The organism is Erythrobacter sp. GH1-10 (assembly GCF_045363165.1).
Lineage (GTDB): Bacteria > Pseudomonadota > Alphaproteobacteria > Sphingomonadales > Sphingomonadaceae > Erythrobacter.
The window spans coordinates 1368121-1388068 of record NZ_JBJFLP010000001.1 but is presented as its reverse complement, the minus strand read 5'-3'; the positions used below and the strand labels follow the sequence as shown (position 1 = coordinate 1388068).

19 protein-coding genes and 1 tRNA gene are annotated in these 19948 nt (G+C 63.0%); 12 read left to right on the top strand and 8 right to left on the bottom strand.

Going from position 1 to position 19948, the window contains the following annotated elements; genetic code table 11:
• Positions 1-61 precede the first annotated feature (61 nt).
• Genes ACI5KX_RS06810 through ACI5KX_RS06795 form a run of 4 tightly spaced genes read left to right on the top strand, consistent with a single transcriptional unit; the run spans position 62 to position 3036 of the window.
• On the top strand, positions 62-1141 hold the full coding sequence (locus ACI5KX_RS06810; RefSeq protein WP_406809919.1) for a branched-chain amino acid aminotransferase: 1080 nt from the start codon (positions 62-64) through the stop codon (positions 1139-1141).
• A 10-nt stretch (positions 1142-1151) separates the two neighbouring features.
• Positions 1152-1442, top strand: coding sequence for a hypothetical protein (locus ACI5KX_RS06805; protein WP_406809918.1), 291 nt, complete (start codon positions 1152-1154; stop codon positions 1440-1442).
• Positions 1429-2379: a rhodanese-related sulfurtransferase gene (locus ACI5KX_RS06800; RefSeq protein ID WP_406809917.1), complete on the top strand. Its 951-nt coding sequence runs from the start codon at positions 1429-1431 to the stop codon at positions 2377-2379. The genes ACI5KX_RS06805 and ACI5KX_RS06800 overlap by 14 nt, the downstream gene beginning before the upstream one ends.
• 30 nt (positions 2380-2409) lie before the next feature.
• Positions 2410-3036: a glutathione S-transferase gene (locus ACI5KX_RS06795; RefSeq protein ID WP_406809916.1), complete on the top strand. Its 627-nt coding sequence runs from the start codon at positions 2410-2412 to the stop codon at positions 3034-3036.
• Here the strand turns inward: ACI5KX_RS06795 and ACI5KX_RS06790 are convergent.
• Positions 3033-3935 carry a LysR family transcriptional regulator gene (locus ACI5KX_RS06790; protein ID WP_406809915.1) on the bottom strand — a complete coding sequence of 301 codons (903 nt, stop codon included), beginning with the start codon at positions 3933-3935 and terminating at the stop codon, positions 3033-3035. The two genes, ACI5KX_RS06795 and ACI5KX_RS06790, sit on opposite strands and share 4 nt — an antisense overlap.
• 117 nt (positions 3936-4052) lie before the next feature.
• On the opposite strand from ACI5KX_RS06790, the gene ACI5KX_RS06785 reads away from it, so the two are divergent.
• Both ACI5KX_RS06785 and ACI5KX_RS06780 read left to right on the top strand, forming a co-directional pair.
• Positions 4053-4754: a pirin family protein gene (locus ACI5KX_RS06785; RefSeq protein WP_406809914.1), complete on the top strand. Its 702-nt coding sequence runs from the start codon at positions 4053-4055 to the stop codon at positions 4752-4754.
• A 93-nt stretch (positions 4755-4847) separates the two neighbouring features.
• Positions 4848-5441, top strand: coding sequence for an FMN-dependent NADH-azoreductase (locus ACI5KX_RS06780; RefSeq protein ID WP_406809913.1), 594 nt, complete (start codon positions 4848-4850; stop codon positions 5439-5441).
• Positions 5442-5505: 64 nt separating this feature from the next.
• Here the strand turns inward: ACI5KX_RS06780 and ACI5KX_RS06775 are convergent, their stop codons facing one another.
• Both ACI5KX_RS06775 and ACI5KX_RS06770 read right to left on the bottom strand, forming a co-directional pair.
• A complete protein-coding gene (locus tag ACI5KX_RS06775) occupies positions 5506-5730 on the bottom strand; it encodes a hypothetical protein (protein ID WP_406809912.1) in 225 nt (74 codons plus the stop codon).
• Between the two features lie 157 nt (positions 5731-5887).
• Positions 5888-7960 (bottom strand): NAD(+) synthase, encoded by a 2073-nt coding sequence (locus tag ACI5KX_RS06770; protein ID WP_406811335.1) that lies wholly within the window; start codon positions 7958-7960, stop codon positions 5888-5890.
• A gap of 420 nt (positions 7961-8380) precedes the next feature.
• Here ACI5KX_RS06770 and yghU point away from each other — a divergent pair, with 420 nt between their 5' ends.
• The 6 genes from yghU to ACI5KX_RS06740 all read left to right on the top strand — a co-directional run bounded on the left by yghU (position 8381) and on the right by ACI5KX_RS06740 (position 14298).
• Positions 8381-9235: a glutathione-dependent disulfide-bond oxidoreductase gene (gene yghU, locus ACI5KX_RS06765; RefSeq protein WP_406809911.1), complete on the top strand. Its 855-nt coding sequence runs from the start codon at positions 8381-8383 to the stop codon at positions 9233-9235.
• Between the two features lie 27 nt (positions 9236-9262).
• The gene (locus ACI5KX_RS06760; protein ID WP_406809910.1) at positions 9263-10657 is read left to right on the top strand and encodes an MFS transporter; all 1395 of its coding nucleotides are present in this window, start codon (positions 9263-9265) and stop codon (positions 10655-10657) included.
• Positions 10658-10703: 46 nt separating this feature from the next.
• Positions 10704-10778 (top strand) — tRNA-Gln (locus ACI5KX_RS06755).
• A 223-nt stretch (positions 10779-11001) separates the two neighbouring features.
• On the top strand, positions 11002-12210 hold the full coding sequence (locus ACI5KX_RS06750) for an acyl-CoA dehydrogenase family protein (protein ID WP_406809909.1): 1209 nt from the start codon (positions 11002-11004) through the stop codon (positions 12208-12210).
• A gap of 28 nt (positions 12211-12238) precedes the next feature.
• Complete coding sequence (locus ACI5KX_RS06745) at positions 12239-13369, top strand: acyl-CoA dehydrogenase family protein (RefSeq protein ID WP_406809908.1); 1131 nt, start codon at positions 12239-12241, stop codon at positions 13367-13369.
• 47 nt (positions 13370-13416) lie between these two features.
• Positions 13417-14298: a DUF1295 domain-containing protein gene (locus tag ACI5KX_RS06740; protein ID WP_406809907.1), complete on the top strand. Its 882-nt coding sequence runs from the start codon at positions 13417-13419 to the stop codon at positions 14296-14298.
• Here ACI5KX_RS06740 and ACI5KX_RS06735 read toward each other — a convergent pair.
• From ACI5KX_RS06735 to ACI5KX_RS06715, 5 genes are all read right to left on the bottom strand, one after another.
• Positions 14295-15068, bottom strand: a complete 774-nt coding sequence (locus tag ACI5KX_RS06735) for an SDR family NAD(P)-dependent oxidoreductase (protein ID WP_406809906.1) — start codon at positions 15066-15068, stop codon at positions 14295-14297. The genes ACI5KX_RS06740 and ACI5KX_RS06735 overlap by 4 nt on opposite strands.
• Before the next feature lie 63 nt (positions 15069-15131).
• Positions 15132-16088: an NAD(P)/FAD-dependent oxidoreductase gene (locus tag ACI5KX_RS06730; protein ID WP_406809905.1), complete on the bottom strand. Its 957-nt coding sequence runs from the start codon at positions 16086-16088 to the stop codon at positions 15132-15134.
• A 42-nt stretch (positions 16089-16130) separates the two neighbouring features.
• Positions 16131-17117, bottom strand: a complete 987-nt coding sequence (egtD, locus tag ACI5KX_RS06725) for an L-histidine N(alpha)-methyltransferase (protein ID WP_406809904.1) — start codon at positions 17115-17117, stop codon at positions 16131-16133.
• 4 nt (positions 17118-17121) lie between these two features.
• Entirely contained in the window at positions 17122-18390 is a 1269-nt protein-coding gene (gene egtB, locus ACI5KX_RS06720; protein ID WP_406809903.1) for an ergothioneine biosynthesis protein EgtB, read from the bottom strand.
• 100 nt (positions 18391-18490) lie between these two features.
• Positions 18491-19876 carry a class II 3-deoxy-7-phosphoheptulonate synthase gene (locus tag ACI5KX_RS06715; protein WP_406809902.1) on the bottom strand — a complete coding sequence of 462 codons (1386 nt, stop codon included), beginning with the start codon at positions 19874-19876 and terminating at the stop codon, positions 18491-18493.
• Positions 19877-19948: the final 72 nt, after the last annotated feature.

The window sequence follows — 19948 nt, the reverse complement described above, 5'->3', positions numbered from 1 at the left end:
GATCGAACGCGGCTATGCAGGGCCTTGCCCAGCACCACCCCGCGCATTAATCGCACAGGCCATGGAATTCATTCGCATCCCCCACCCCGCGCCCACGCCCGACGATGTCCGTGAAGCCCGCATTGCCGATCCGGGATTCGGCACCGTGTTTACCGATCACATGGTCACGATCGACTATGACGAAGCCAAGGGCGGCTGGCAGACTCCGGTGATCGGGCCGCGCGCGCCGCTCTCGCTCGATCCTGCGGCAAGCGTGCTGCATTATGCGCAGGAAATCTTCGAGGGGATGAAGGCCTACACCCACGCCGATGGCGGCCTTGCGCTGTTCCGGCCCGAGGCCAACGCAGCACGCTTCAACGCGTCGGCGCTCAGGATGGCGATGCCCGAGATCCCGGAAGAAACCTTTATGGCGGCCGTTCGCGAAGCGGTGACGACCGATGCGAAGTGGATGCCGCCGATCGAGGGCGGATCGCTCTACATCCGGCCTTTCATGTTCGCGTCCGAGGCATTCCTCGGCGTCCGTCCGGCGAAGCAGTACAAGTTCGTGGTGATCCTCGTTTCGAGCGGCAACTACTTCAAGAAGGGCGTGAACCCGGTGAAAATCTGGGTGTCGCAGGATTATGTCCGCGCTGCCCCCGGCGGCACCGGCGCGGCCAAGACGGGCGGCAACTACGCGGCCAGCCTTGTCCCGCAGGCCGAGGCGATTGCGCAGGGCTGCGACCAGGTCGTGTTCCTCGACGCGGTCGAGAAGAAGTGGGTCGAGGAACTGGGCGGGATGAACCTGTTCTTCATCCGCTCGGACGGCAGCGTGATCACTCCGCCGCTTACCGGCACGATCCTGCCCGGCATCACCCGCGACAGCCTGATCGCGATGCTGCGCGAGGAAGGGCTCGACGTGCGCGAGGAACCCTATTCGATCGCCCAATGGCGCGAGGAAGCGGAAAGCGGCACGCTGCTCGAGACGCTGGCCTGCGGGACCGCGGCGGTCGTGACGCCCGTCGGCACAGTCGCGTCACCCGCTGGCGAGTTCACCATCGGCACCGGCGGCATCGGCCAGATGGCTGCGAAAATGCGCGAGAAGCTCGTCGGCCTCCAACATGGTAAGGTCGAGGACAAACACGGCTGGGTCACGCGGATTTAGGAGAGACAGGATGGCGTTAGCGCTTCTTGGAGCTTTGGCTTTGCTCACAAACGGCACCACGACAACGATCGAGTGGCTGGATACGAACACAGCGAAGGTGAGCGTCACGATCGACATTATCGAGTCGTCTGACGGATATGTGAAAGCCCCGGCCGAGCTTGAGAAGGCTGCGAAGCGGGCATGCGCAGGTAAGGGTGATCCCAAGCGGATCTCTGACTACGAAGCCGGTTCTGGCGAAGGTGGCGATAGCGAGAATAGCCCGATGCGTATAAGCCTGACATCGACCTATGAGTGCGTCTGACAGAAAACATACCGTCAACGTCGCCGCGCTCTACCAATTCACGGCGTTCGACGATCCCGCCGCGCTCAAGCCCCCGCTCCAGCAGGTCTGCGTCGAACACGGCATCGGCGGAACTCTCTTGCTGGCGAAGGAGGGGATCAACGGCACGATAGCGGGGTCGCACAACGCGCTCGCCGCCGTGATTGCTTTCATCCGCGCCCTGCCCGGCTGCGCCGATCTCGACGTCAAGTTCTCGACCGCGAAGGACATGCCGTTCAACCGCATGAAGGTACGATTGAAGCGCGAGATCGTCACCATGGGCCAGCCCGATATCGATCCGCGCGCCTCGGTCGGGCACTATGTGGCGCCCCAGGACTGGAACGACCTCATCTCAGACCCGGACACGCTCGTGATCGATACGCGCAATGATTACGAGGTCGCGATCGGCACCTTCAAGGGAGCACTCGATCCGGAGACGCGCAGCTTCGGCGAGTTTCCCGAGTGGTTTCGCGAGCACCGCGAGGAACTGCTCGAAGGCAAGAAGAAGGTCGCGATGTTCTGCACCGGCGGAATTCGCTGCGAGAAATCGACGAGCTTCCTACGGTCCGAAGGCATCGAGGACGTCTATCACCTCAAGGGCGGCATCCTCAAATATCTCGAGGAGGTGCCTGCGGACGAGAGCCTGTGGGAAGGCGATTGCTTCGTGTTCGACGAGCGTGTCGCGGTCGGTCACGATCTTGCGCTGTCCGATTACAAGCTGTGCCGCGCCTGTCGTCGCCCGGTCTCTCCCGAAAACATGCGAAGCGAGCACTACGAGGAAGGCGTTAGCTGCCCGCACTGCATCGACGAAAAGTCCGAGGAACAGCGCGAACGCTATCGCGAACGCCAGCGCCAGGCCCGGCTCGCAGCCGAGCGGGGCGAGAAACATGTCGGAACGCTGCCGCGCGCAGACGATTGATTCGGTGTGAGCGAGCGTTCTTCCTCTTCTTTGGCAGTCCTCTATTCCTTCCGCCGCTGCCCCTATGCGATGCGGGCGCGCATGGCCTTGTGGGTTACGGGAATCCTGGTCGAGCTGCGCGAGGTGAAGCTTTCGAACAAACCGCCCGAGCTCATCGAAGCCTCACCCAAAGCGACGGTACCCGTGCTGGTGCTGCCCGATGGCACCGTGATCGATGAAAGCATCGCGATCATGCGCTGGGCGCTCGGGCAGAACGATCCCGAAGGCTGGCTCGCAGGCGACGATAAGGCGCTGATCACCCGCAATGACGGGCCGTTCAAGCACCATCTCGACCGCTACAAATACCCCAACCGCTATGAGGAGGAGCAGGACGACACCGACCACCGCGCGCGGGGTCTTCTCATCCTTCAGGACCTCGACGAACGGCTCGCGGCGCACAAGCAGCTGTGCGGCGACACGCGCACGCTCGCCGACATCGCGCTGTTCCCTTTCATCCGTCAGTTCGCCAACACCGATCGCGGCTGGTTCGATTCGAAGCCGATCCCGCACCTGCAATTCTGGCTCGAAGGGCATCTCTCCAGCGACCTGTTCAAGGCGGTGATGCCCAAATTCGATCCCTGGAAGGCGGGCGACGAGCCGATCGCCTTCGGCCCCTAGGTCTCGCAGCGCGCGAGTTCATTCCGGAATGTATCGATAAGCCAGCTGGCCGCCGGACCGAGCCGGTCGTCGCGCCGCCATAGCGCGCTGAGCGTGTAGTCGGCGCCGGGCTTTTCGGGCAGGTCGAGTTCGACCAGTCGTCCTTCGACGACATCTTCGGCGATCTGGTGGCGCGGCATGTTGCCCCAGCCCAGCCCTTCCTTGAGCAGCGAGTGCTTCGCGCCGAGGTCCCCCAGCCGCCAGGTGAGCGGGCTCAGGACCGAGAATTCGCGGCCCTGTGTGAGGTCGGAACGGTCGGCGAGCACCAGCTGCAGGTGCTTGCGGCTTTCGCCCGGCGCAATGTCACCGGCCGCAAGCGGATGGTCCGGCGCGGCGACCGGCGCCAGTTCGACCTCGCCGATCGCCTGCCGTTCGAGCGCGGGATGGTCGCCGATCACCGGTCCCCCGATGGCAAGCGCCGCGCGACCGTCGAGCAGGCACTCCGCCACCGCCCCCAGTCCCTCGATATTGAGCGTCAGCGCCACGGTCGGGAACATCCGGCGGAACTCGCGCAGCACCAGCGCCGTGACCTCGCCCGGCACCATCACGTCGAGCACGAGGGAGACACTGCTTTCGAGGCCAGCATGGAGCGAGCGGGTTTTGGCAAGCAGCGCATCGACGCGGTCGGTGACGCCGCGCGCCTCGGCGAGCAAACCTTGTCCCGCCTCGGTGAGCACCGGTCTCCGGGACCCTTCGCGCTCGAACAGGGTCACAGCCAGCTGCGCCTCGAGTTGGGCGATGCCATAGCTGATCGCGGAGACGGCACGGCCGCTCGCGCGCGCTGCACCACCGAAGCTGCCCTCCTCCACTACAGCGAGAAAGATGCGCAATTGGTCGAGTGTGGGATCGCCGAGCTTCATGCCTGTATGTTCGGATTATCCGAACATTTTGGCAAGGTTTATCTCAGTTATCATGACGGATTGCAGCGCCTATCTCCCGTTCCAACAGAGCAGATACGCTCAGACAGGAGACTCGAAATGATCGAACTTCGTCCCTTTGAAAGCCTCGGTTCGGCCAATCACGGCTGGCTCGACGCGCATCACCACTTCTCTTTCGCCAGCTACCACGATCCTGCGCGGGTCCACTGGGGCAATCTGCGCGTCTGGAACGATGACACCATCGCTCCGGGCACGGGTTTCCCGACCCACCCGCACAGCGACATGGAAATTATCACCTATGTCCGCAAAGGCGCCATCACCCATCGCGACAGCATGGGCAATGAAGGCCGCACCGAAGCGGGCGATGTGCAGGTGATGAGCGCAGGCAACGGCGTGCAGCACTCGGAATACAATCTCGAGGATGACGAAACCCAGATCTTCCAGATCTGGATCATCCCCGACGAGCGCGGCGGCGAACCGACCTGGGGTGCCAAGGAATTTCCCAAGGGCGACCGCTCGGGATCCTTCGTGCCGCTCGCCAGCGGGATCGCAAATGACAATGATGCGTTGAGAATACGTACGAACGCCCGAGTGCTGGGCGCGACGATCAAGGCCGGTGAAAGCGTGACTTACGACATCGCGGATGCCTCGCGGCATCTCTATCTCGTCCCCGCAACGGGCAAAGTCCGCGTCGAAGACGTTGAAGCCATTGCCCGCGATGGCGTTGCGATCACTCAGCGTGAGAGCATCACCGTGACCGCGCTCGAAGATAGCGAAGTCGTGCTCGTCGATGCTGCTTGAGGCGCGGCCTGACTTTGCCGGGGCCAGCCACCGATCCCCCCTCCCATCGGCTGGCCCCACTTTTTTCCAGTTCATCCAAGGAGCCTAAACCCCATGTCCCATATTCTCTACCTCTCCGCTTCGATCCGCGACGGTGAAAGCGTCAGCCGCGATCTGGGTGACAAGCTGGTCGAAAACCTCGCCGCCAAGAACCGTGCGAGCGTGAATCGGCGCGACCTGTCGGCAAACGACCTGCCCTACCTGACGCACGATCGTCACACCGCAAACCTGACGCCGAAATCGGAGCGCACGCCCGAGCAGGCCGAACTCGCGGCGATCGGCGATGAATTGATCGCGGAATTGCAGGCCGCCGACACTATCGTGATCAGCACGCCGATCTACAATTTCAGCGTTCCGGCAACCGTGAAGAGCTGGGCCGACCTCGTCGCGCGCGCCGGAACCACCTTCAAATACACCGAGAACGGTCCGGAAGGCCTGCTCACGGGCAAGAAGGCTTACATCACCGTCGCATCGGGCGGCGTGCCGGTCGGCAGCGACGCCGACCTCATGACTAAGTGGCTCAAGTTCTTCCTGGGTTTCCTCGGCATCGAGACCGAACAGGTGATCGCGGCTGACGGCATCATGGGCGAGAACGCCGATGAGAAGATCGCCGAGGCGAAGGCTGAAATCGAAAAAATGGCGGCCTGATCCCAAGCGCTCAGTCGAGCAATCGATGCCGGGGCGTCTATCGGGACGCTCCGGCATTGTCTTATCAGCTGTCCTTCAGGTCGAGGTAGTCAGGTGCGACGTGTTCGTAATAGGGTCCGGCGGTAACGCAGAAGCGCACCGGGTTGTTATAGGCGTCGTAGCCGAGTTCCAGCCGGTAGCCGGGATCGCAATAAGTCGGGCCCGCTGCGTTCTGGTAGGCGTATTCATCGAGAGCGGCAGACAGTCCGACCGTAAACGCCTGCATTTCCGCCGCAGTGCATCCCGCCATTGTCAACGAAGCTGCCGCGCAAAGCGCAATTCTGGTGCCGAGTTTCATTGCCCCAATTCCCCTGACCGTGTGCGCGACCGTAGGTCAGGAACTCACCACAATACCACTGAACCGATTGTGAGATCGGAAAGCAGCAACCGTTCAGGTTTCTCTGTAGTTAGTTTTCAGGCAGGCTCGCTCGCAATTCCTCCACCCACACATCGGCCACCGCATCGGACGGCGCGCGCCAGTCACCGCGGGGGGACAACGCTCCGCCCGAAGAGACTTTCGGCCCGTTGGGCAGAGCGCTGCGCTTGAATTGCGAAAAGCCGAAGAAGCGCTTGAGAAACTTCTCGAGCCAGTCGGCGATCGTCGCCAGATCGTATTCGTTCTTGCGATCGTCGGGGAATCCGGCGGGCCACAATCCTGCCTCGGCATCCTTCCACGCATGCCACGCCATGAACGCGATCTTGCCGGGTCGCTGGCCCCAGCGGATCGTGTGGTGGAGGAAGAAATCGTTGAGCTCATAGGGACCGATGATGCTCTCGGTCGATTGCAATTCGCCGTCCTCGTTCGCAGGCACGAGCTCGGGCGAGATCTCGGTGTCGAGGATCGCGCCGAGCACCTCGCCGCATGCCTCGTCGAACTGCCCGGTCTCGATCGACCAGCGGATCAGGTACTGAATCAGTGTTTTCGGGACACCTGCATTGACGCCGTAATGGCTCATGTGGTCGCCCACACCATAGGTGCACCAGCCGAGCGCGAGTTCCGACAAGTCGCCGGTGCCGACCACGAACCCCTTGTGGTGGCCGGCTAGGCGAAACAGGTAATCGGTGCGCAGCCCGGCCTGCACGTTTTCGAACACCGTGTCGTATTGCGCTTCGCCCTCGGCGAAGGGATGGTCGATATCCTCCAGCATTCGCCGCGCAGCTGGCTTGATATCGATCTCCTCGGCCTTGATCTCCATCGCCTTCATCAGCTTCCACGCATTGGACTTGGTGGTATCCGAAGTGGCGAAGCCGGGCATGGTGTAGCCGCGGATCGTGGTGCGCGGCAGGCCCAGCCGGTCGCACGCCTTGGCCGCCACGATCATCGCATGCGTGCTGTCGAGCCCGCCCGAAATGCCGATCACGAGGCTTTTGGTCTGCGTCGCCTGGATGCGCCGCATCAGTGCATCGACCTGGATGTTGAAGGCTTCGTAGCAATCCTCGTCGAGCGCATGCTGCCGGTTGGGGACGAAAGGGAACCGGCGGATCGGGCGTTCGAGCCCGACATCGCCCTCGCGATAGGCGTGCTCGAAGACGATCCGGCGGAAACTGTCTTCGGGCCGCCCGTGCGCTTCGGCGGCGTCCGAAAAGGTCTGGTTGCGCATCCGCTCGGCAGCGATGCGGTCGAGGTCTATATCGACGACGCAGAGTTCGGGATGCAGATCGAAGCGCGAGCTTTCGGCGAGCAGGTCGCCCATCTCGTAGATCACGCCCTGCCCGTCCCACGAAAGGTCGCTGGTGCTCTCGCCGTGCCCGCTCGCCGAGTAAACATAGGCGCAGATCGAGCGCGCGCTGCTGGAGCGGCAATGGAGGTGGCGATCATCCGCGCGACCGATGGTGATCGGTGAGGCAGAGAGGTTGCACAGGATGTGCGCGCCAGCGAGCGCGGTCAGCGTCCCGGGCGGGTTGGGTGCCCAGAAATCCTCGCAAATCTCCACGCCGAAGGTGAAGCCCGGCAGGTTGGCGGCACCGAACACGAGATCGGTCCCGAACGGCACTTCTTCTCCCGCCACGGCAATCCAAAGGTCGCGGCAATTGCGGCCATGCGCAAAATGGCGCTTCTCGTAGAACTCGCGATAGTTCGGGAGATAGGACTTGGGCACCGCCCCAAGCAGCTCCCCGCCCGCGATCACCAGCGCGCAATTGTAGATCTTCGAATTGCGCCGCAGCGGTGCGCCGATGACGAGCACCGAATTCAGCTCTGCCGAAGCCTCGACGACCTCGGCCACCGCCGCTTCCACCCGGTCGAGCAGCGCATTTTGCAAGTGCAGGTCGTCGATCGCATAGGACGACAGGCACAGCTCGGGGAACACGACAAGATCGACGTGCTTCTCATGCGCCCTCTTTGCCTCGGCGATCACACCTGCGGTGTTCAGCGCCACGTCGGCGGTGCGGTGATGCGGCGTCGCGGTCGCCACGCGGACGAACCCGTGCGCGTGCATGTCGAAGAACGGATGCGCCGATGCGGACTTCTTGGAGGTCATGCGGGGGGCCTTCGATGGCGACGGAGAGTTTGCGGGTTCGGCGGGAGCGGGTTCGAGCCAGTCGGCGGGTTCGCAGATCCCCAGTTCGGCGAGGCGTTTCTGCACCTTGGGCCTTGCAACCTTGCCTTTCGCCTCCCAGCCATAGACGGTGCGGCTCGGCCAGGGATCACCCTCTGGATCGCAGTAGCGTGCACCGAACTCCTCCGCGGAAAGCGGCGGGTCGTGCGCCTCACGCCAGAGGCGAATTCTGTATCCTGCAAGATGCGTCATGCGCGCCAAGTATCCCGAAAGGATACGCGGCGCAAGCTTCGGTTTCAGCGCCCAAAGCAAAACCCCGCGCGCCGCAGGCTTGCGCTCGTAACGCCAATGCCCCACTTCGCGAACCACATGTTAGCCCACGCATAACAGGAGCCGAATTCGATGGCCGATCCCACCTACACCCCGCCCGACGTCTGGAGCGTCGACACCGAATCGGGCGGCCGGTTCGCCAACATCAACCGCCCGACTGCAGGGGCACGGACTGAAAAGAGTCTGCCGGTCGGGGACAATCCATTCCAGCTCTATTCGCTCGCCACGCCGAACGGCGTGAAGGTGACGATCATGCTCGAGGAATTGCTCGAAAGGGGTCACTCGGACGCCGAATACGATGCTTACACGATCAACATCGGCGAAGGCGAACAGTTCACCAGCGGCTTCGTTTCGCTCAATCCCAATTCGAAGATTCCCGCACTCGAAGACCGCAGCGGCGAGAAGCCGTTCCGCGTGTTCGAAAGCGGTGCGATCCTTGTCCACCTGGCCGAGAAGTTCGGGGAGTTCCTGCCCACCGATCCCGCCGCACGCGCCGAAGTGCTAAGTTGGGTGTTCTGGCAGGTCGGCACCGGCCCGTTTATTGGCGGAGGCTTCGGCCATTTCTACGCCTATGCGCCGGAAAAATACGAATACCCGATCAACCGCTACGCGATGGAAACCAAGCGCATCTTCGACGTCGCCGACAAGCGCCTCGCCGACAGCCGTTTTTTAGCAGGAGAGGATTACACCATCGCCGACATGGCGAACTGGCCGTGGCTCGCACCGTTCGTGTTCGGCAAGATCTACAACGAGGCCAAGACGTTCCTTTCGATCCACGAATACGAAAACGTCGCGCGATGGGTTCACGAGATCGCCGAACGCCCCGCAGTGAAACGCGGGCGGATCGTGAACAAGGTGTGGGGCGACGAGGACACCCAACTGCGCGAGCGTCACTCGGCCGCCGATTTCGAGGGCAAGGCGATCTAGGCCGTATCGAGCGCGAAGGAGAGCCGCTTGCCCGAGCCAGCATCAACCGAAACTCGCGGACGGGTCGGCTTCGGGGAGAAGCTCGGCTACGGGGTCGGCGACCTCGCTTTCGGGCTGATCCTCAATTTCTTCGGCTTCTTCCTACCGTTCTATTTCATCGACCTGCTCGGCGTCGCGCCCGCGGCGATCGGATTGATGATGCTGCTCACCAAGCTGGTCGATGCGGTGACCGATCCGATGATGGGCGTGATCGCCGACCGCACGCGCACCCGCTGGGGGCGCTATCGCCCCTATCTGCTCTACGGCTCGGTACCGCTGGCGATCACCATCGTCCTCATATTCAACGCGCCGGAGGATCTGGGCGACACGGCGCTGCTTGTCTGGGCCTATGTCACCTATACACTGTCGATGCTCGCCTTCACGGCGGTCAACATCCCCTATGGCGGACTGCTCGGAGTGATTTCGCCCTCTTCGAAAGTGCGCGCCAATGTCACCGGCTTTCGGATGTTCTTTTCCGCGCTCGGAGGGATATTGGTCGGTGCGCTGGGGACGACCCTGATCCGCACCCTTGGCGCCGGTGACGACCGGCTCGGTGTGTTGCTCACGATCAGTTGCATCGCCGCGATTTCGGTATTCTGTCTGTCGATCACCTTCTTCACGACCAGGGAGCGCATCCCGCCGGTCGAGGCCAATGGCACGCCGTGGAGCGATGTGCGCGTCCTGGTGCGGACTGGGTCGTGGATCGCGGTCGCCATCGCGGCGATCCTGGGGGTCACCGCCATTGCATCTCGCGCGGCCACAGCGCTGTTCTTCTTCGAATATGTCGCCAAGGACGACGGTGCACCGGTATTCCTGTTCTTCGACCGCCCGGCGTTGTTCCTTACCAGCCTGGCGCTGGGGCAGGTAACCGGGGTGGTCGTCGGCAGCTTCCTGATGCGCCGGTTCGAAAAGGCACATCTTCTCGTCGCGGCAGGCGCGCTTAAGGCGTCGATGATCTTGGCGTTCTATTTCCTGCCACTCGACGCGGTATGGCCCCAGACCGGCGTGCAATACCTGGTCGGGATCGGGTTCGGGATGCTGATGGTGCTGGCCTATTCGATGTTCACCGACATCGCGGAGTTCGTCGACTGGAAATATCAGCGGCAGATGACGGCGCTGGTGATCGCGGCATCGGTGTTCGGCGTTAAGGCGGGCATAGCCTTCGGCTCGGCCATCCCGGGCTTCGTGCTCGATGCAACGGGCTTCGTGAAAGACGCCGTGCAGACCGAAACCGCACTGATTGGCATCCAGATGGCCTTTGCCATCATTCCCGCTTTGGTGATGCTCCCGGCGGTGATCGCGCTGATGTTCTACCGCATCGATCGAGCGGTAATTGCAAAGGTCGAAAGCGATCTGTCCACGCGCCGCACCCGCGCCGCCTAAACCCCCTTCACATACGCGCGAGAGCCGCTATATCCGCGCGCTCTGCTGGGGTGTAGCCAAGCGGTAAGGCAGCGGTTTTTGGTACCGCCATGCGCAGGTTCGAATCCTGCCACCCCAGCCAATCCTCCACAGCATGGGTTTTGGCGCGTTCGTGGAACGCAGCCCCGCCCCACCCGTTTCGAGATTGAAATTCCTCGCTCCCTGCCCCGATGAGACGGGGCCAGGATCACGACGGCTTTGCCGTCCCGATAGTGCGCTGCCCAGCCGCAAATTGAGCCTTCAAGTCAAGGCATATTCGTGACAAGAGGCGGGGCAAGAAATGGAACACCCAGGAGAGCAGGACCATGAACCTCGAATTCACCCCTGAAGAAAAGGCCTTCCGCGAAGAGGTCCGCACGTTCATCGCCGAAAACTATCCGAAGCATCTCGCCGATTTCGGCATGCGCGAGGATATGGAGCGTGAGGATTTCCTCGCCTGGCACAAGATCCTCGGCGAAAAGGGCTGGTCGGTTCCGGCATGGCCGGTCGAATACGGCGGCACCGGGTGGACGCCGACCCAGCGCTATATCTGGTCGGAGGAAAATGCCCGCATCAACGCAGTGATGCCGCTGCCGTTCGGCGTGGCAATGGTCGGACCCGTCATTTACACGTTCGGCAACGAGGAACAGAAAGCAGAGCACCTGCCCGGCATCCGCAGCGGCGATGTGTGGTGGTGCCAGGGGTATTCGGAACCGGGCGCGGGCTCCGACCTTGCCTCGCTCAAGACCACCGCGGTGCGCGACGGCGACCATTACATCATCAACGGCCAGAAGACCTGGACGACGCTCGCCCAGCATGCGGACTGGGGCTTCTTCCTGTGCCGCACCGATCCCGACGCTGCGAAGCCGCAGGAAGGCATCAGCTTCATCCTGATCGACATGAAGACGCCGGGCGTCGAAGTGAAGCCGATCAAGCTGCTCGACGGCGGGTACGAGGTCAACGAAACCTGGCTCACCGATGTGCGCGTGCCGGTCGAAAACCTCGTGGGCGAGGAAAACAAGGGCTGGACCTACGCCAAGTTCCTGCTCGCGCACGAGCGCAGCGGGATCGCCGGTGTCGCCCGCTCCAAACGCGGCGTCGAGAAACTGCGCGAAATCGCCGCATCCGAAACGCTGGACGGCAAGCCCCTGATCAACGATTTCGATTTCGCCCGCAAAGTCAGCCAGCTCGAGATCGACCTCGCCGCGCTCGAAATCACCGAACTGCGCACCCTGGCCGGAGAACAGGCAGGCAAGGGTCCGGGGCCCGAAAGCTCGATCCTCAAGATCAAGGGCACGGAAATCCAGCAGCGTTTGACCGAACTGACGCTCGAGGCGGTCGGCTCCTATGGTACGCCGCTCTATGGCAATATCGCCAACGTGCCGGGGGATGCGGGTTCGAACCAGTATCCGGTCGGGCCGGATTACGCGAAGCACGCCGCAGCGACCTATTTCAACATGCGCAAGACATCGATCTATGGCGGGTCGAACGAAATCCAGCGCAACATCATTACGAAAATGATCCTCGGCCTCTGAGCCGCCGAGCGACATCCGGAGAGAACAAGTGGACTTCAACTTCACCGAAGAACAGGAAATGGTGCGCGACGGCCTCACGCGCCTCGTGCGCGAAGAATACGACTGGGAAACACGCCGCGCCGCGATCGCCAGCGAAGCCGGATGGCGTCCGGAAATCTGGGCCCAGCTGGCCGAGCTCGGCATTCTCGGCATGCCTTTCAGCGAGGATGACGGCGGATTCGGCGGCGGCGCGGTCGATGCGATGATCGTCATGCAGGAATTCGGCAAGGGCCTCGTTGTCGAGCCGTTCGTCCCCACTGTCGTGTGCGCGGGCGGGTTTCTCAAGCACGCAGGGACTGCCGCGCAGAAGGAAGAGCATATCGGCGGCATCGTCGATGGCAGCCGGGTCTTCGCCTTCGCATATGCCGAGCCGCGCGGTCGCTACGACTTCGCCGATCTCGAAACCACCGCGAAGAAAGACGGCGACGGCTATGTCCTCAACGGCCACAAGGCGGTGGTAATCGGCGCCCCTTGGGCGAGCCATTTTATCGTGACCGCCCGCACCTCGGGCGACCGGCGCGACAAGGACGGCGTTTCGGTCTTCGTGGTCGACAAATCGACCAACGGGGTCGTCACCCGCGACTATGAAACGGTCGACGGTCGCCGCGCGTCCGAAGTCTATTTCGAAAATGCCGCCATCCCTGCGGATGCACTGATCGGCAAAGAAGGCGCAGCCTTGCCGCTGATCGAGCGGGTGGCCGACGAAGCGATCGCCGCCCAGTGCGCCGAAGCCTGCGGCGCCATGAAGGTCGCGCACGCCATGACGGTCGAATACTCCAAGCAGCGCAAGCAGTTCGGCGTGCCGATCGGAAAATTCCAGGTGCTCCAGCACCGCATGGTCGACATGTACACGGCTTACGAACAGTCGGTTTCGCTGACCTATCTCGCGACACTGCGCCTCAACGCTTCCGAAACCGAGCGCAAGCGCGCGGCGTCGGCTGCCAAGGTCGGAGTCAGCCAGGCGGCGCGGTTGATCGGGCAGGAGGCGGTCCAGATTCACGGCGGCAACGGCGTGACGGACGAATATGCGATCGGGCATTATTTCAAGCGACTCACCATCTTCGAATCCGAATTCGGCGATGTCGACCATCACATGAAGCGCCACATAGCGCTCGCCTGACGATGGCCTGTTTGTGGATGTTAGAGGCTCTGGATCGGGAGTGAGCGATGTCGTTTGAGCAAGCTCCGCGCAGCCTGCTGATCGCTGCAATTGCCGCGGCGATCGGTCTTGGTTTCGCCTATCTGGCAGGTAGCAACAGCCTGCTGTTTGAGGGCCGCTCGGCATTCTTCGTCTGTGCTCTGGTGGCGCTGGGAGTGAACTGGCTGGCTTTCGTTCCGGCAGCAATCTTCCAGAGCGACCGCTTCTATGACAGCGTCGGGGCACTGACTTACATTTCAGTGATTGCTTTCGCGTGTTTCGCCGCCTGGCCGCTCGATACGCGCGCGCTGATCGTCGCCGCCCTGGTGGCAATCTGGACCATACGGCTCGGCAGCTTCCTGTTCATGCGTATCCACGCATCGGGAGGGACCGATCGGAGGTTCGCGAAGATCAAGACCAATCCGCCCCGTTTCTTCGTCGCGTGGACGCTGCAGTCGCTGTGGGTGATCTTCACCGCATCGGCCGCGCTGATCGTCATCACTTCGCAGGACACGCGGCCCCTGGGCGTGTTCTTCTGGGCGGGCCTAGTCCTTTGGCTTATCGGTTTCGCATTCGAAGTGATCGCCGACGAGCAGAAGCGCCGGTTCAAGGCCGATCCCGCGAACGAAGGCCATTTCATCAAGAGCGGGCTATGGGCGTGGTCCCAGCACCCGAACTATTTCGGCGAAATCACCTTGTGGCTGGGTATCCTCGTCATCGCAATCCCGCTGCTTTCGGGCTGGTCCTATCTCGCGATCATCTCCCCGATCTTCGTGACGCTTTTGCTGACCAAGGTCAGCGGGATAAACCTGCTCGACGGGATCGCGAAGAAGCGCTGGGGAGACGACCCCGAATATCGGGAATACACAAGCAAGACGCCAAAGCTTATCCCTCGGCCACCAGGCTCCTAACTCCCCGAAGACGGCTTGCCCGAAGCCTGCATGCACTGCCCGGTGACCCACTCGCTCGCGGGCGAAACGAGGTAAAGCACCAGCGCGGCGATGTCCCGCGGCGTGCCGAGTCTTCCCGCGGGCAGCGCGAGCTGCTCCAGCAGCGGACCGAAGTCCTCGTCGCTCATATTGAGCGCCTTCTTCACCGTGTCGGTCGGCACGAAGCCCGGCAGGATCGCATTGACGCGCGTCTTGGGACCAAGTTCCATCGACAGCGTGCGGGTCAGCATCAGCACACCGGCCTTGGCCGCGCTGTAATGCGCGCTACCGGGAAACGGCTCGACCGCCGCCAGCGAGGAGATGTTCACCATCGCGCTGCCCTCCCCCAGATGGGGAACGGCCGCCTGAACGCTGTAAAAGATCGATGAGAGGTTGGTTGCAAGCGTCTTGTCCCACTCCGCCGGATCGAGCTCGGCAAGTGGTGCGGAAACGAGCGAGCCACCGGCGTTGTTGACCCAGATATCGAGCCGCCCGAATTCCTCCATCGCCCGAGCGGCGAGCGCTTGCATATCCTCTTGCGAAGACACGTCGGTGCGTTGGGTGATCGCGCGTCCGCCCTCATTGCTTGCGTTGATCAGTCTCGCCGTGTGTTCGATCTGGTCGGTCGATCGGGCGGCGCAGACGACATTCGCGCCAGCTTCTGCAAGCAGCGTTGCAATACCTTCGCCGATCCCCCGTCCCGCGCCCGTGACGACGGCGGTTTTCCCGGTCAAATCGAACAGCTCCATCATGGTGCATCTCCCCTCTTCGCAAGGGAGAGCTAGTCGCTTCGCGCCGCGCGCGTCCACTAGCTCTTATGCGGGAGCGAGCACCTTTTCCGCCAGCGCGACGCCGGAAAGCCATGCTCCCTCGACGCGCGGGCTATGAAGATAATCGCCCGCGATGCCGATGCATAACTCGTCGTCAAAACGCGCGGGCTCGCCGTCTACGGCCTGCACCATGGCGTACAGCCAGCGATGCGCCGCGAGGTGAATGGGGGTTACCGCTTCGGCGCCGGTCTGTGCGAAAAAGTCTTCGAGCAGGATCGGGCCGACCTCTTCCTTCGCCAAGTCGACCAGTTCGCGGCTGCGTTCTGGCGAGGCGTGAAGCACCCAGCATTCGCTTCCGGAGCGCGACGGTTTGGCCGAGTTGCGCGCGGCCCAGCTGATCGGCGCTTCGGGATCGCGGAGCGTGTCGGTCTCGACTTCCAGCGGCGCGTCGAAGCCCGCCATCACCGCCCAGCACGGGGCAGACACAGCCTCCGAAGCGATTTTGGCCAGCGGGGAAGACACGTCTGCCAGCAGTTCGGTGGCCTGTTCGGCCGGGATCGCAAGCAGCACCGTCTTGGCCGAGAATGCCGTATCGCCCGCCTCGATCCGCCATCTGGCGCCGCTGCGCACGATTTTCTCAGCTCGCGTGTTCCAGTGGACTTTCAGATCCTGCGCCATCGCGCGGATCGGGCCGTTCATACCGGGGATCCCGACATAGGCCCCTTCGCCCGCTGCCGGCCATGGAGCGACCACGCCTTGCGCTTCCCACTCGCCCACCGCTGCCCCGAACTCCGGATCGCGCGCGGTGAAGTATTGCGCGCCGTGGTCGAACGAAACGACCTCACCCGCGATTTCGGTCCGCCTTGCAGCCATGCGGCCACCCGGGCCACGCCCCTTGTCGACGACCGCGATCAGCAGCCCCGCTTCGGCGAGACGCGTCGCGCAGGCGAGCCCGGCCATCCCGGCGCCGATGACGCAAATGTCGCAATGATTGTATCCCATGCCCGCCCAACGCGCAGATAGGCCGAGAGTTTCAGGAAGGCGTCAGGGCGCGCTGCGCGGCGGCCTCGCCTCGGCCAGGATCAGCGAAAACCGGTCCTTGGAGTCGAGCCAACGCTCCTGCGGTTCCCAGCCGCCCGCCAGCAGCAGCATGTTCGAAGTGCGGCGGTTGAACTTGTGGCTGTTTTCGGTGTGGATCGTCTCACCCTTCTGCATCGTGAAGGTGCGACCACCGACAGTAAAGGTCATGTCACGACCGGCGACCAGGTGCATTTCGACCCGCGCGTAATCGTCGTTCCAGCGCGCCTCGTGTTCGAAGGCGTCCACCGGAATATCGCCATCGAGCTCGCGGTTGATCCGGCGGATCAGATTGACATTGAATTCCGCCGTGACGCCTGCGTCATCGTCATAGGCGGCGACGAGCACGTCTTCATTCTTGATCAGGTCCATGCCGATCAACAGCTGCGCGCCGATGCCGAGTGTTTCGCGCATCGAGCGCAGCAGGTCGACCGCGGTTCGCGCGACCATATTGCCGATCGTCGATCCCGGAAAGAAGCCGAGCTTCGGCAGGTCGGCCACTTCTTCGGGAAGCTGGACCTGTCGCATGAAATCGGCCTCGACGGGGTGGACCGGAAGGCCCGGAAACTTCGCCGCCAGCTCGGCGGCCGACGCGCGCAGGAAATCGCCCGCGATGTCCAACGGGACATAAGCCGCAGGTGCGATTGCCTCGAGCAGCAGCGGCGTTTTGACCGACGAACCCGATCCGAATTCGACCACTGCCCTGCCCGGTCCGATCCTTGCCGCAAACTCCTCCGCACGCTCGGTCAGGATCTCGGTCTCGGCGCGGGTCGGGTAATACTCGGGCAGCTGGGTGATGTCTTCGAACAGCTGCGATCCGGCATCGTCATAGAGCCAGCGCGCGGGGATCGCCTTCTGCTCCTGCGAGAGACCTTCGATCACGTCCGAGCGGAAGACCGGATCAACCCCTCCCTCGTCGCGTTCGACCAGCTTCAGGCCTTTCTCGGTAGTCATTGTCTTAAAGGTCCTTTGCGAGCCGCAATCCGGTCAATTGCCAGCGCTGATGGGGGTAAAAGAAATTGCGATAGGAGGCGCGCGAATGGCCGCGCACGGTCGCACAGCTGGCACCCTTGAGCACGAACTGCCCGCTCATGAACTTGCCATTGTATTCGCCCACAGCGCCCTCGGCGGGCCGGAAGCGCGGATAGGGGAGATAGGCCGAGCGGGTGAACTGCCAGCAATCGCCGAACAGCGCCTCGCCTCCCTGCGGGCTCGGCGCTTCGGCGTGATCAAGCTGGTTGCCGGATGACGGAACGTGCGCGGCACGTTCGCCTTCCTGTCCGCGCGCGATCGCCTCCCACTCGAATTCGGTCGGCAGTCGCGCCCCCGCCCAGGTCGCAAAGGCATCGGCCTCGTAATAGGAGATGTGCGTGACTGGAGCGTCCGGGTCGCGGATGTGCCAGCCTTGATGCGTGAACGCCTCTTCCTCGCGCCAATAGAGCGGCGCAGCGATGGCGTGCTCATTGACCCATGCCCAGCCGTCCGACAGCCAAAGCGCAGCAGTATTGTAGCCGCCATCGGCAATGAACTCTTCCCATTGTCGGTTGGTGACGAGTCGCCGGGAGAGCGCGAACGGCTCCAACAGGACTCGATGGCTCGGGCCTTCATTGTCGAAAGCAAAACCGCCGCCCTGGTGACCGATCAGTGCGACCCCGCCCGGATGCTCATGCCAACCGATCTCGCGCCCTCCCGCCGACATCGCCGCTTCGGGCGCGCCCCCGAACATCGCCGGACCGGTCGGATTCTGGAACAGGGCGTGCTTGATGTCGGTCAGCAGCAATTCGATGTGCTGCTGCTCGTGCGCAATCCCTAGCGCGATCAGGTCGGCACAGGCAGGATCGTCGAGCAGCCCCTCCATCGCCGCGGTGACATGCGCGCGCCAATCGAACACTTCGTCGAGCGTCGGGCGTGACAGCATCCCGCGCGAAAACCGCGCGATCCGCTCTCCTTCGGCTTCATAATAGGAATTGAAGAGGAACGGGTACTCCTCGTCGTAAAGGCGGTAACCCGTCGCGTGATTGCGCAGCAGGAAGGTTTCCCAGAACCATGTGGTGTGCGCGAGGTGCCATTTGGCAGGCGAAGCGTCTTCCATCGACTGGATCGTCGCATCGGCATCGCTAAGCGGTTCCGCCAGCGCTTCGGTCAGCGCCCGGGTCGCCCGGAAACTTCCCGTCAGGTCATCGGGATCGGAATTCTGCGCCGTCTCGTGGCGCTCGCTAAGGGGCACGTGCCTCTCCTGCTTCGCCGGTCTTGCGTCTCCGGCAGCGAAAGGTCTCATGCCGCAATCGCGTGACAATTGAAAGGCATGCGCCTTGCCGGCACACAGATCAGGCCGCGTCGGCAGCTTTCTCTGATTGACGCTCGTTCATTTCCTCGTTGAGCATTTCGGCCAGCAGGAAAGCGAGTTCGAGCGACTGCTCGGCGTTGAGACGCGGGTCGCAATGGGTATGATAGCGATCGCCGAGCGCATCGTCGGTGATCGCGACCGCGCCGCCGACGCATTCGGTCACATCCTGCCCGGTCATCTCGATATGGATGCCGCCGGGATGCGTGCCCTCGGCGCGGTGCACAGCGAAGAAGCCCTTTACCTCATTGAGGATCCGGTCGAACGGGCGCGTCTTGTAGCCGCTTTCCGATTTGACGACGTTGCCGTGCATCGGGTCGCAGCTCCACACCACCGGGTGCCCTTCGCGCTTCACCGCGCGAACCAGCTTGGGCAGGCCCTCCTCGACCTTGTCGTGGCCAAAGCGGCTGATGAGCGTGATCCGCCCCGGCTCTCGCGACGGGTTGAGCACATCGAGCAGTCCGAGCAGCGCGTCGGGCTCGAGGCTCGGCCCGCATTTCATGCCGAGCGGATTGCCGATGCCGCGCGCGAATTCGATATGCGCGCTGCCCGGGAAACGGGTGCGATCGCCGATCCAGAGCATGTGCGCGCTGGTCGCGTACCAATCGCCGGTGAGCGAATCCTGCCGCGTCAGCGCCTGTTCGTAGGGCAGCAGCAGCCCTTCATGGCTGGTGTAGAAGCTCGTCCCCTGAAGTTGCGGCACGGTCGCCGGATCTACCCCGCACGCCTCCATGAAAGCGAGCGCCTCGCCGATCCGGTCGGCGGTCTCGGCAAACTTCGCGGTCCAAGGCGTGCGGCCCATGAAATCGAGCGTCCATTTGTGGACCTGCTGAAGGTTTGCGTAGCCCCCGCCCGCAAAGGCGCGAAGCAGGTTTAGCGTCGCCGCTGCCTGGCTGTAGGCTCGTACCATCCGGCCCGGATCGTTGCGGCGTTGCTCGGGATCGAACTCGATCCCGTTGATGTTGTCGCCGAAATAGCTCGGCAGCGTTACGCCGTCCTTGGTCTCGGTGGGTGCAGAGCGCGGTTTCGCAAATTGGCCCGCCATGCGGCCGACCTTCACCACCGGGCGCTTGCTGGCGAAGGTCAGCACGACCGCCATCTGCAGCAGCACGCGGAAGGTGTCGCGAATGTTGTTTGGATGGAATTCGGCGAAGCTCTCGGCGCAATCGCCGCCCTGGAGCAGGAACGCCTTGCCGTTGGCGACATCGGCAAGGTCCGACTTGAGCGCGCGGGCTTCCCCCGCGAACACAAGCGGAGGATAGGCGGAAAGCGTTTCCTCCGCATCAGCGAGCTCTGCGGCGTCTTCGTAGTGCGGCAGGTGCCGCGCTTCGTGAGCCTTCCAGCTTTCCGGTTTCCAGTTCTGAGCCATAATCGAATTCTTCAAATCTTCTTCGGGGGCGCGCCCCTATCGCGCGTGGACACTATGTGTAAAGCGCCAAAG